Here is a 12,057-nt window from a genome sequence, read left to right as displayed (position 1 = left end):
CAAAAATAGGTGCTACTAACTTGAATAATAAAGATTTGCAGCAAAGTGAATACGACCAGTTTCGTTCGTTTTTAGAGCAGCAATGCGGCATTGTTTTAGGTGAAAACAAACAGTATTTAGTTAAAAGCCGACTTGCTCCGTTAATGACTCGATTTAATGTGGGATCTTTATCGGAGTTGGTTAGTAAAACTCTCGGGCCTCACGAGCGGCAATTAAGAGCCGCAGTGGTTGATGCAATGACCACAAACGAAACGTTGTGGTTTAGAGATCAATACCCGTTTGAGTTGCTCCAAAATAAGCTTTTTCCTGAGTTTAAAGACTTAAGAAGGCCTTTAAAAATTTGGTCTGCTGCCAGCTCATCAGGACAAGAACCCTATTCAATAGCTATGTCAGTAGCTGAATTTAATACTAAGCAACCTGGTGTGCTTCGTATGGGTGCACAAATTATTGGTACCGACATATCTAATACCATGCTTGATATGTGTAAAAATGCAGAATATGACGCGCTTGCACTTGCCAGAGGGTTATCTGCAGAGCGTCGTAAAAAGTTTTTTAAAGACAGCGGCAATGGTATGGCACAAGTAAACGATACAATAAAAAAACAAGTTAGTTTTAGGCACCTGAATTTGCTTGATTCTTACGCGTTAATGGGCAAGTTTGATATTATTTTTTGTCGTAATGTACTTATTTACTTTGCGCCTGAAATAAAGGCTAAAATTATTAACCAGTTTGCACAAGCATTAAACCCAAAAGGGTACTTATTTTTAGGAGCGTCAGAGTCCCTAACTGGCCTAAGTACTGAATTTGATATGGTTAGATGCAACCCCGGTATCATTTACCAAAAGAAATAATTAAGTTAATTCATTTCCCTAAAACGACGCATCAAGCGTCGTTTTTCTATTTAGATACATAGCCTTATAAAAATATAACACTTCCTAATATTAATGGCTTATTTTTTGCTTTATTCATGGGTAAGTCAATTTTTTGGAGAAGGTTATGGCTATCAGTTTTGATAAAGCATTAGGTGTGCATCCGCAAGCCATGTTGATCCGTTCACAGCGAGCTGAATTAATTGCAACTAATATAGCTAACGCTGATACGCCTGGCTATAAAGCAAAAGATATTGATTTTGCCTCTGCATTAAAAGCGGCAAGGTCAACCCAGCAAAGCGGCAATACTATGGTAAGAACTAATGATAAACACATTGGTGGAGGTACTCATAGTATGGGCAGTTCAGAATCATTTCGCTTGCCAAATCAATCAGATACAGGTGATGGTAACTCGGTTGATATACAAGTGGAACGAAACTTGTATACACAGAATGCTATGGAGTATCAGGCCAGCTTGCAATTTTTAAGCGGTAAATTTAAAGGCCTGAATAAAGCTCTCGGTAGTCAAGGATAAAAATTATGAGTTTATATAATGTTTTCGATATTGCAGGTTCGGGTATGAGCGCACAAAACGTTCGCTTAAATACTACAGCTAGTAATATTTCTAATGCTAATACCATTAGTTCATCTCAAGACAAAACGTACCGAGCGCGCCAACCTGTATTTGCGGCTGAGCTAACAAAGGCTTCAGCATCAGTAAGTAACCAACAGGGCTCCGCAGTTGGTGTTAAGGTTTTGGGCATTGTTGAAAGTAATGCACCATTACAAATTGAATATAACCCAAACCATCCAAGTGCGGATGAAAATGGCTATATCTATAAACCCAACGTCAATGTTGTAGAGGAGATGGCAAATATGATTTCTGCCTCTCGTTCTTACCAAACAAACGTGCAAGTTGCTGATGCAGCAAAGCAAATGCTAAGTAAAACACTGTTGCTAGGGCAGCGGTAACCGAGGGTAGGTTATGAGTAATGATATTAGTACATCTTCATCCTATTTAGACTCTATACGCTGGCAAGAATCGCAAGTAGCGACCAGTGATAATGAGAGTGATGCGTTAACACAAGAAGACTTTTTCTCTTTGTTAACTCAGCAATTATCGTTTCAAGATCCCAGTAACCCTGCGGATAACGATCAAATGATTGCGCAAATGACTAGTTTCACAATGGCGCAAGGCATTAGCGATTTAAATTCAAATTTTGATAGCTTAGCGTCATCTATGACATCAAATTCAGCTTTGCAAGCATCAACACTTGTTGGCAAGCAAGCTTTACTTGAGTCAAACACCTTAGATTTAAATGAAACGGGTGATGCCAGAGGCTCGGCAGTGGCAGAAGAAGCCGTTGATAACTTAAAAATTAAAGTGACAGATGCATCAGGTCAGCTAGTGAGAACTATTGATATGGGTTCTCAATCAGCAGGTGCAGTACGTTTTGCGTGGGATGGCAAAAATGAAGCCGGTGAGCGTTTACCTGAAGGTGAATACTCAGTAACCGCCGAAGGAAGTACTGACGGCGAATTTTCAAGCTTGCCCATTGCTACATTCAAGAACATTGAAAGCGTTAATATTAATGGCTCAAGTGGCATTATTATTAACACTAAAGAAGGTGCGGTTAGGCTGACAGATGTAGCAGAAATCGCGTAATAAATTTTAGTATTTTTCGCCTGCTAGCAGGCCACAGACTAACAGGTTAGAGGTGAATTATGAGCTTCAATATTGCATTAACCGGCCTTGCTGCCGCGCAAAAAGATTTAGACGTAACGGCAAATAATATTGCAAACGTTAATACCACAGGTTTTAAAGAGTCACGCGCTGAGTTTGCCGATGTTTACGCTTCATCAGTATTTAGCTCTGGTAAGACTAAAAATGGTGACGGTGTGCAAACAACCATGGTTGCGCAGCAGTTTCATCAAGGCTCACTACAATTTACAAATAACTCACTTGATTTAGCAATCACTGGTGAAGGTTATTTTGCGATGACCGACGATTTATCTTCGCAAGATTTAACATATACACGTGCAGGTGCATTTAAGCTTAACCAAGATAACTTTATGGTTGACGCAAAAGGTAACTTTTTACAAGCATTCCCTGTTGACTCATCTACAGGTGATACAACGTCGGTAAGTTTGAGCACAACTGATCCAATTCAAATCCCTGATTCGTCTGGTTCACCTCGCGCAACAGAAAATGTATTTTTGTCGTTTAACTTAGATGCAACGGCGGATCCAACAGGTCTAGATTTTGACCCTACGTCTAGTGGTACTTATAACTCATCTACGTCAACAACGGTATATGATTCACTAGGTGAACCACATATTTTACAATACTTTTTTGCTAAAGAAGATGATGCCGCAGCAGGTGGTACAGATAACAGTTGGGAAGTATACGCAACACTCGATGGCAAAGTAGTTGATGGCACAACTGGTGGAGAACAAACCGCGCCTTATACACCACTTACCACCCTTGGTTTTAACTCAAGTGGTTTACCATCAACAACAGGTGGTGTGGCAAATACAAATACAACTACTTTTGATGAAATACTACTACCAGCGGGTTCTGGTGCTGGTTTATCAACATTACTAGACAATGGTGCAACTTTCCCAGGTACTGGTATTGAGCTTAACTGGCGCGATGAAAATAACACGGCAGGACGTATCCCAACTCAGTATTCAAGTGGTTTTGAAGTAAAAGCACTCGATCAAGATGGCTCAACGGTTGGTCGTTTAGCCGGAATTGATATAGGAACAGACGGTAAAATTGTCGCTTCTTACAGTAATGGTGACTCAACATTCCTAGGCCAAGTGGCTATGGTACGTTTTCCAAATTCACAAGGGTTATCACAAGTGGGTGATACAAGCTGGAAGCAAAGTATTGATTCAGGTGAACCTGTAGCGGGTGAAGCTGGTTCGGGTACGTTTGGTGGAATTAACTCATCAGCACTTGAGCAATCAAATACTAACCTTACTAATGAGCTTGTAGACTTAATTACTGCACAGCGTAATTACCAAGCAAACTCACGTGCGCTTGAAGTTAACTCAACTATTCAGCAAAGTATTTTGCAGATTCGATAAGCTAAACCCTATTAAATATATGAGGCTGCATTTTTGCAGCCTTTTTTATAAGTCCTCTTTGCAAGCCCTTCTAAATACCTCTCAATGTTGCGTCAAATTTAATCTGGCATCTATTTTGCATTTGTAAGTTCAGAGATTTTTTATGTGAGTCGATACTATGGACAAAATGGTCTACATTGCGGCCTCTGGCGCTAAGCAAAGCCTACAAGGGCTTGCTTTAAAAGCCAATAATTTGGCAAATGCAAATACAACGGGTTTTAAAGCTGACTTTGCGCAGGCGCGTTCTATGCAAGCGTTTGGCGAAGGTTTGCCTACACGTGTATTTTCAATGCAAGAGCGTCCGGGTTCAAACATGGTATCGGGTGGCATTGTTCAAACCGGGCGAGACTTAGATATCGCAATGAGCGATAACGCATGGCTTGCTGTGCAAGATGCCTCCGGTAATGAAGCTTACACAAAAGTGGGTACGTTAAACGTTACAGCTCAAGGCATGCTCGTAACCAGCCACGGTCGTCAAGTTATTGGCGAAGGGGGACCTGTTATTTTACCCGTCCCAGTCGAAAAAATAGGGTTTAGCCAAGATGGCGCTATTCAAGTTCGACCACAAGGCGCCCCCGCTAACTTTTTAGAAGAAATAGACACGCTTAGAGTGGTAGAAGCAAATAGCTCACAGCTCGAAAAAGGTAACGATGGTTTATTTAGACCAAAAGCAAATGTAACAGTAGATACCTCTGCCAATGTAAAAGTTTTAAGTGGTTCGCTTGAAATGTCGAATGTGAACCCAGTTCACGAAATGGTCGACATGATAAGCCACCAGCGCCAATTTGAATTACAAGTGAAATTAATGAAAACAGCTGAAGAAATTGACGAGCGTCAAGATCAGCTGTTACGCATTGTTTAACTTTAAAGTGAGGACACGATTATGAATCCAGCATTGTGGATCAGTAAAACGGGGCTAGACGCCCAACAAACCGATATATCGGTTATTTCAAATAACTTAGCGAATGCGAGTACCGTAGGTTACAAAAAAAGTCGCGCTATATTTGAAGATTTACTTTATCAAAATATTAATCAGCCGGGCGGTCGTTCATCGCAAGATACCGAAATGCCATCGGGCCTAATGTTAGGTGCGGGTGCAAAAGTTGTAGCTAACCAAAAAGAGTTTACGCAAGGCAACATGTTGACCACCGAAAACTCACTAGATTGGATGATTTCTGGCGAAGGTTTTTTTGAAGTACTGCAACCAGATGGCAATATTGCTTACTCGCGCAACGGCCAGTTTACTACCGATGGCGATGGACGAATTGTTACATCGGGCGCAGGTTATGTGATTCAGCCAGAAATGAATGTACCAGATGACGCGCAATCAATTACGGTTTCGCAAGACGGCGAAGTATCTGTACGTGTTGCAGGCCAAGCCGATAACGTGGTCATTGGTCAGCTGACTATTAGTGATTTTATTAATCCGTCGGGTCTTGAGCCAATCGGTCAAAATCTTTATACCGAAACAGCTGTAAGTGGTGCGCCGGTACAAGGTAACCCTGGTGTTGAAGGGTTAGGTAGCATTATTCAAGGCTCACTCGAAACTTCAAACGTAAATGTAACTGAAGAGCTCGTAAACCTAATAGAAACTCAGCGTATTTACGAAATGAACTCAAAAGTAATTTCGGCCGTTGACGAAATGATGAGTTATATCAATCAACAGCTTTAATAGAGTAGGGGGAATTATGCGTAATATTATTTTATTTGCAGCGGGCACATTATTTTTAAGTGGCTGTATGTCTACGCAAAATAGTGAAGTAGTACAGGACGATCCTTACTACGCACCTATGTACCCCGAGCCTATTTTAGAGCCGCTGGTAGCCACAGGTTCATTGTTTAATACTCATACATCAAACGACTTATATTCTGATAAAAAAGCGCTACGTACTGGCGATATAATTACGGTTAAATTGCAAGAGTCTACTCAAGCAACAAAAGCCGCTAAAACAGAAACAGACAAAGAAACCGACGCAAGCTTAGACCCCGTTATTGGATTAGGTGGTCTACCTGTAAATATAGGTGGCGATAGTATTCAGTTTGGTATTGGTAGCGATTCGTCGTTTACGGGCGATTCAAAATCAAACCAGTCAAACAGCTTAGTGGGTGATATTTCGGTTAATGTAATGCGCGTTTTACCTAATGGTAACTTAGTTATACGCGGCGAAAAATGGCTAACGCTTAATACCGGTGAAGAGTTTATTCGTTTAGAAGGGCTAGTACGCCCTCAAGACGTAAGCGCCGATAATACGGTTGAATCAAATCGTATTGCTAATGCACGTATTCAATACTCAGGTAAAGGGCAAACGCAAGAAGCGCAAAGTCCTGGTTGGCTTACACGTTTCTTTAGCAGTTCGCTGTTTCCATTTTAGAGGGTAACAACATGAATAGCCTTAAAGCTTTATGTTTAGTTGCGTTATTGGGTTGGCAGTTTACTGCCAGTGCTGAGCGCATAAAAGATGTGTCTATGGTTGAAGGCGTGCGCTCTAACCAATTAGTTGGTTATGGCTTAGTGGTTGGTTTACCGGGCACTGGTGAGCAAAACTCATATACACAACAAAGTTTTAGAGGCATGTTGAACAGCTTTGGTATTACGCTGCCTTCAACTCAAAGTCCTAAAATTAAAAATGTTGCCGCTGTTGCTGTGCATGCAGAATTACCCGCATTTAGAAAGCCCGGGCAAACAATAGATATTACGGTTTCTTCTATTGGTAGTGCAGGCAGTTTACGTGGCGGTACTTTACTACAAACTTTTTTAAAGGGTGTAGACGGTAACGTGTATGCAATTGCACAAGGAAGCTTAATTGTTGGTGGCTTAGGCGCACAAGGCCTTGATGGTAGTAAGGTTGTAATTAACACCCCTACAGTTGGTCGTATACCAAATGGCGCAACAGTTGAACGCACTGTAGAAAGCCCATTTATGCAAGGCGATTACATTACCTTCAACCTAAACCGTCCAGACTTTACAACGGCAAAACGCCTAGAAAAAACAATTAATGACTTAGTTGGCCCAAATAGCGCACAAGCAATTGATTCTGTTTCTATCCGTGTTATTGCACCACGCGATGCATCCCAGCGTGTATCGTACTTATCGACACTCGAAAACTTAGAATTTAAACCAGCTGACATGGCCGCTAAAATTATAGTTAACTCGCGCACCGGTACAATTGTTATTGGCAAAAACGTTAAGCTTCAGCCTGCGGCTATAACTCACGGTGGCTTAACAGTAACAATTGCAGAGCAACAAAATGTGTCACAACCAAACCCGCTAGCAAACGGTGATACAGTTGTCACACAGCAAAGTATTATTGATGTAAACCAAGACGACTCGCGCGCCTTTGTATTTAATCCAGGTGTAAGCCTTGACGATTTAGTTCGCGCAATTAACGAAGTAGGCGCAGCGCCTGGTGACTTAATGGCTATTTTAGAAGCACTAAAAGAAGCCGGCGCAATTAACGGACAGTTAGTTGTTATATAAATAACCCAAGTCAATAAATAACGTATTACTTAAGCCCTATATTTTTGAAGCTAGGGCTTTTTATTTACAGCAACTTAAGTTTATTATTTTTATCTTCCTTGTTTTATCGGTAGTGGCTCAATTTTTGCATTTTTAACTGCATTATTCATTTTGTGTCAAAAAGCCGATGGAAACTAATCACCTCGATAAACAAAACTTTTTTGATTTAGGCAACTTAGATTCACTTCGTAAAGAAGCCTTAACGAGTGGCGATGCATCAACTGATGCTTCCAAAGCTGCGCTCAAAAAAGCGGCCGCACAATTTGAAGCTATTTTTACGCAAATGTTGCTCAAAGGAATGCGCAAAGCTAACGAAGCATTTGAAGACAAAGACAGCCCATTTAATTCAAGTGGCGTAAAGTTTTTTGAAGAAATGCACGATCAGCAACTTTCAACAGAGCTTTCATCAAATGGATCGTTAGGCCTTGCCGATTTAATTGTTCAGCAGTTATCGCCTGAGTCTAAAAACTTTATGCCAGGCTCGGTGCTTAGAACAACCAACGATATTTTCAGCGATACGCAAGTCGGATCAGCTCTTCCTCATGAGCAAAAAAATAAGCAACCCGATCTTATCGTTAAGAGTACTAAAGCCGATATTGCTGAGCCTAAAGTCGATACTACAGAGTCTAAAACCGATAGCCCAACATTTAAAAATGCAGAAGAGTTTGTAAGTTCAGTGTGGGAACACGCTAAAACTGCAGCGCAAAAAATAGGTTTAAACCCAGCGGTAATGGTTGCTCAAGCGGCACTTGAAACCGGTTGGGGTAAACACATTATTAATAAAAGTGACGGTGGCAGCTCAAATAACTTATTTAATATTAAGTCAGATAAAAGCTGGGAAGGCGATAAAGCAAGCAAAGTAACGCTTGAGTTTGAACAAGGCACACCCGTTAAAAAACAAGCCAGCTTTAGAGCCTACGATTCAATTAAAGATAGCGTGAACGACTTCGTTGATTTTTTAACGCAAAACCCACGCTACAAAGAAGCATTACAAAATACAGCAAAACCAAATGACTTTTTAGATTCATTACAAAAAGCAGGTTATGCAACCGATCCAAATTATGCCAGCAAAATAAAAAAAGTACTCAATAGCAGTCAGCTAAAAGACATTGCGGCAAACGTGATCCGCCAAGGAGTAGAGTAACATGTCGTTTAATTTATTAAACATTGCCAGTTCTGGGGTTAGAGCAAGCTCGGAGCTATTGCAAACGACAAGTAAAAATATCGCCAATGTAAATACCGTAGGCTACGTACGTGAGCGTACTGAATTTACCACTATGGTTGATAACCAAGTAGGGCGAGGCGAAACATACCGATTACTAAACGAGTTTGCTCAGTCACAGCTAAATCGTGACACCTCTAATAAATCGTTTTTCGATCAGTTTATTACTGAGGCTAATCGAGTTGATACTATTTTTTCTGAAGAGTCGAACAACCTTTCGACCGGAATTAACTCTTTATTTAATAACGTGCAAGAAGCGCTTAATCAGCCGTCATCTACCGTTGCCCGCTCATTAGTAATGACAGATGCGCAAAGCTTAATTGATCAAATGGATAGACTTTCGGGCATCGTGCTTGATCAAAAAAGTGTAGTGAACGAGCAGCTCGAAATATTTTCAGATGAAGCAAACTCACTAATTCAAAGTATTAGCACGCTAAATCAAAATATTGCAGCAGTTAATGGCACTAATAACGCCGCAGATGCGAGCTCTACCTATAACGAACGCGATAAAGCAATACGCGACTTATCAGAGCTAATAGACATAGAAACGCTTGATGGTCCAAATGGCGAAAAACTCGTTTTTATGGGCACAGGCGAAGCGGTGGTTATGCAAAATGGCGCATTTAACTTATTTTCGATGACAGGCGACCCCGATCCTAATTTTAAAGAATTCACGCTTGACGTTAATGGTGGCAAAGCAGTGCCGCTTGAAGTTGATGTAAGTAAGCTTAAAGGAAAAATTGGCGGCTTACTTGCTTTTAGAGATGACATATTAGTCCCTGCGCAAAACCAAATTGGTCAAATGGGCTTAGCGATAGCTGATGCATTTAACGAACAAAACAAATTGGGTATGGATGCAACAGGTCAGCTAGGGGGTAATATTTTTAATATTCCTACCGTTGGCGCTTATGCGTATCAAGCTAACACAGGTACTGCCGGTATGACTGCAACGGTAGAGCCAGGTAAGGGCAGTGAACTCCCTGCCAGTGACTTTATTATTACCTATACAGGCAATGCTAATGAAGTAAGTATTCAGCCTATAGATAACAAAGGCGATCCGTTAGGGCAGCCTTCACTTGCTGATATATCGACAGGTGTTATTGATTCATCGACTATTACTACCGGAGAATCATTTGGCCTTCAAGTAAATGTGTCTGGGGCAGGTGTTGAGGGTGATCAATTTCAAATAAAGCTTAATTCAGATGCTGCTTCAAGCATTACACTTGCAACAGGGCGCGCAGAAGATTTAGCACTAGCATCGCCTATTCGTACTGCTAATGATTTAAATAATATAGGTACCGCTACTATTTCAGCGGGAGAAGTAACAAGTGTTACCTCCGGTGGATTTACTTCAACACCAAGCTTAACAAACGGTGAAATAACGCTTGTTAAAACAGGTAATGCTAATGAATATCAAATTACTGATAATAGCGGAACGAGTACTTTTACTATTACGCCTCCTGCAAAAGGAATGTTATCGCAAGCGGGTGCTCCATTTGATACCTACGGATTCGATTTTGATATAGAAGGCACACCTGCAACAGGCGACACCTTTACACTTGAGTTTAACGAAGGCGGTTTTGATGATAACCGAAATGGTTTAAAATTAGCTGATTTACAAAATGGTGAATTAGTCCGTCTAAACGTAGAAACAACAGCAACGGCCGACAACCATAAAACGTTCAACCAAGCTTATTCAGGATTAGTGAGTGATATAGGTGTTATAACTGGCCAAGCAATCACAAGTGGGGCTGCATTTGACGCTCTAGCACAGCAATCTGAGGCATGGTATGAATCACTATCTGGAGTAAACCTTGATGAAGAGGCCGCAAATTTACTGCGTTTTCAACAATCATATTCAGCATCAGCACAAGTTTTAGCAGCAGCTCAAGAAATTTTTGACACCTTATTAAATGCGGCGAGGTAATTATGCGTTTATCAAATAATTTAATGTACCAAAACAACATAAATAAAATACTCGACAACCAACAAGGTGTTGCAAATGCTCAAGAGCGAGTAACTACAGGTGAAAAGTATTTAACTACCTCAGAAGCGCCAGCTGCTATTTCGCAAGGAATGCTATATTCAAATAAAATACAAACAAACGAGCAATATACAAAAAATATTGCTCAGCTAAGTGGACGCCTCGAAACAGAGGAAACCATATTGCAAAGTATAAATACCAATATTCAACAAGCGCAAGAACTCACTATTCAAGCTGGTAATGGTGCGTACACTAAAGACGATTTAAAATCGATTGCATCAGAACTTAGCGGCATTCAACAAACGTTAGCTAACTTAATGAACACCCGATCAGAAGACGGAAAATTCATATTTTCAGGATACCAAGACAGTACGCAGCCATATCAGTTTGATTCTGCAGCGGGTGAGTACACCTATAATGGCGACCAAGGCCAGCACCAAATAACTATAGCTGAAGGTGTATCGATTAAAGCGAGTGATAACGGTTTTGATACGTTTGAAAAAACTAACGCGCGATTAAATGTAGAATCTAACACGGCAAGTGTTTCAGGCTCTATTACAGCGGCAAGTGTATATGTTGACGGCCAAGCTGAGTTTGATAAATTTCATCAAGCAAATTACAACGCAGACCCAACAGCTTCAGCAACAGCAAATACTTATAGTGTATTAGTAAGCCCAGGTGCTACAGCAACTGATCCACAAACCTACGAAATATACCGAGACGGCGCAGCACTAACCCCCGCAGTAACGGGTGAGGTTACAGATGAGCCAATCGATTTTGCAGGTATGAAGATTGAATTTGAAGGTTCAGCACCTGGGCAGCTTGATTTTAGCCTTGAAAAGCCAGGCAAAGAAAACGTACTCAATACATTACAATCACTTATTACAGGTTTAAATGATGGCACACTTGAAGGTGATGATTTTCAAGAAGTGTTAGCCGATGGCTTAGTGCAATTACAAAATGCCAGTGAACAAGTTGTGTTTACCCAAGCAAGTTTAGGTGGGCGTATGAACGCAGTTGATAGCGTTAGCGACTCTAACCTTGCACAAGATATTCAAAACAAAAGTAACCTTTCTGATTTAGTCGAAGTAGACATGGCAGAAGCTATTAGCGAACTAACCAAACAAGAAACGGCACTGCAAGCATCGCAAGCAACTTTTGGCCGTTTAACTAACCTCTCGTTATTCGATTACTTATAAGCAAGTTATAAGCAAGTTATAAGCAGATTATAAGCAGAAATACCTTGCCGCTTTACCTACTTTAAAGCGGCAATAACTATCTACAAAATTGCGGCAAAAAAATGTCACTCCCACCGAAACAACTTCACTCTTTA

At 40.8% G+C, this 12,057-nt stretch carries 12 protein-coding genes; all 12 read left to right on the top strand.

Annotated elements, in window-relative coordinates; all coding sequences use genetic code 11:
* Window positions 1-20 precede the first annotated feature (20 nt).
* On the top strand, window positions 21-851 hold the full coding sequence (locus tag I6F45_RS10025; protein WP_007581859.1) for a CheR family methyltransferase: 831 nt from the start codon (window positions 21-23) through the stop codon (window positions 849-851).
* A 145-nt stretch (window positions 852-996) separates the two neighbouring features.
* Window positions 997-1,404: a flagellar basal body rod protein FlgB gene (gene flgB / locus I6F45_RS10020; RefSeq protein WP_002959431.1), complete on the top strand. Its 408-nt coding sequence runs from the start codon at window positions 997-999 to the stop codon at window positions 1,402-1,404.
* Window positions 1,405-1,409: 5 nt separating this feature from the next.
* Complete coding sequence (gene flgC, locus I6F45_RS10015) at window positions 1,410-1,841, top strand: flagellar basal body rod protein FlgC (RefSeq protein ID WP_007581860.1); 432 nt, start codon at window positions 1,410-1,412, stop codon at window positions 1,839-1,841.
* A 13-nt stretch (window positions 1,842-1,854) separates the two neighbouring features.
* The gene (locus I6F45_RS10010) at window positions 1,855-2,535 is read left to right on the top strand and encodes a flagellar hook assembly protein FlgD (protein ID WP_007581861.1); all 681 of its coding nucleotides are present in this window, start codon (window positions 1,855-1,857) and stop codon (window positions 2,533-2,535) included.
* Window positions 2,536-2,594: 59 nt separating this feature from the next.
* Window positions 2,595-3,962: a flagellar hook protein FlgE gene (gene flgE / locus I6F45_RS10005; protein ID WP_165740344.1), complete on the top strand. Its 1,368-nt coding sequence runs from the start codon at window positions 2,595-2,597 to the stop codon at window positions 3,960-3,962.
* Between the two features lie 157 nt (window positions 3,963-4,119).
* Complete coding sequence (locus I6F45_RS10000) at window positions 4,120-4,863, top strand: flagellar basal body rod protein FlgF (RefSeq protein WP_007581863.1); 744 nt, start codon at window positions 4,120-4,122, stop codon at window positions 4,861-4,863.
* Window positions 4,864-4,884: 21 nt separating this feature from the next.
* Window positions 4,885-5,673, top strand: a complete 789-nt coding sequence (gene flgG, locus I6F45_RS09995; protein WP_002959420.1) for a flagellar basal-body rod protein FlgG — start codon at window positions 4,885-4,887, stop codon at window positions 5,671-5,673.
* 16 nt (window positions 5,674-5,689) lie between these two features.
* Window positions 5,690-6,373, top strand: a complete 684-nt coding sequence (gene flgH / locus I6F45_RS09990) for a flagellar basal body L-ring protein FlgH (protein WP_002959418.1) — start codon at window positions 5,690-5,692, stop codon at window positions 6,371-6,373.
* Between the two features lie 11 nt (window positions 6,374-6,384).
* Window positions 6,385-7,479, top strand: a complete 1,095-nt coding sequence (locus I6F45_RS09985; RefSeq protein ID WP_165729500.1) for a flagellar basal body P-ring protein FlgI — start codon at window positions 6,385-6,387, stop codon at window positions 7,477-7,479.
* Window positions 7,480-7,645: 166 nt separating this feature from the next.
* Window positions 7,646-8,662 carry a flagellar assembly peptidoglycan hydrolase FlgJ gene (gene flgJ, locus I6F45_RS09980; protein ID WP_197160377.1) on the top strand — a complete coding sequence of 339 codons (1,017 nt, stop codon included), beginning with the start codon at window positions 7,646-7,648 and terminating at the stop codon, window positions 8,660-8,662.
* Window position 8,663: 1 nt separating this feature from the next.
* Window positions 8,664-10,667, top strand: coding sequence for a flagellar hook-associated protein FlgK (gene flgK / locus I6F45_RS09975; RefSeq protein WP_165740347.1), 2,004 nt, complete (start codon window positions 8,664-8,666; stop codon window positions 10,665-10,667).
* Window positions 10,668-10,669: 2 nt separating this feature from the next.
* Window positions 10,670-11,923, top strand: a complete 1,254-nt coding sequence (gene flgL / locus I6F45_RS09970; RefSeq protein ID WP_165740349.1) for a flagellar hook-associated protein FlgL — start codon at window positions 10,670-10,672, stop codon at window positions 11,921-11,923.
* The last annotated feature ends 134 nt before the right edge of the window (window positions 11,924-12,057 follow it).

It is taken from the genome of Pseudoalteromonas sp. SWYJZ19, from assembly GCF_015864375.1.
GTDB classification, from domain to species: domain Bacteria; phylum Pseudomonadota; class Gammaproteobacteria; order Enterobacterales; family Alteromonadaceae; genus Pseudoalteromonas; species Pseudoalteromonas arctica.
This window is presented reverse-complemented; position numbering and strand designations above follow the sequence as displayed.

What these genes read in the sequence shown, in the direction of transcription:
- flgE (WP_165740344.1), top strand. Translation starts at nt 2,595, where the DNA reads ATGAGCTTCAATATTGCATTAACCGGCCTTGCTGCCGCGCAAAAAGAT.
- flgL (WP_165740349.1), top strand. Translation starts at nt 10,670, where the DNA reads ATGCGTTTATCAAATAATTTAATGTACCAAAACAACATAAATAAAATA.
- flgJ (WP_197160377.1), top strand. Translation starts at nt 7,646, where the DNA reads ATGGAAACTAATCACCTCGATAAACAAAACTTTTTTGATTTAGGCAAC.
- I6F45_RS10000 (WP_007581863.1), top strand. Translation starts at nt 4,120, where the DNA reads ATGGACAAAATGGTCTACATTGCGGCCTCTGGCGCTAAGCAAAGCCTA.
- flgH (WP_002959418.1), top strand. Translation starts at nt 5,690, where the DNA reads ATGCGTAATATTATTTTATTTGCAGCGGGCACATTATTTTTAAGTGGC.
- flgC (WP_007581860.1), top strand. Translation starts at nt 1,410, where the DNA reads ATGAGTTTATATAATGTTTTCGATATTGCAGGTTCGGGTATGAGCGCA.
- I6F45_RS09985 (WP_165729500.1), top strand. Translation starts at nt 6,385, where the DNA reads ATGAATAGCCTTAAAGCTTTATGTTTAGTTGCGTTATTGGGTTGGCAG.
- flgB (WP_002959431.1), top strand. Translation starts at nt 997, where the DNA reads ATGGCTATCAGTTTTGATAAAGCATTAGGTGTGCATCCGCAAGCCATG.
- I6F45_RS10010 (WP_007581861.1), top strand. Translation starts at nt 1,855, where the DNA reads ATGAGTAATGATATTAGTACATCTTCATCCTATTTAGACTCTATACGC.
- flgK (WP_165740347.1), top strand. Translation starts at nt 8,664, where the DNA reads ATGTCGTTTAATTTATTAAACATTGCCAGTTCTGGGGTTAGAGCAAGC.
- flgG (WP_002959420.1), top strand. Translation starts at nt 4,885, where the DNA reads ATGAATCCAGCATTGTGGATCAGTAAAACGGGGCTAGACGCCCAACAA.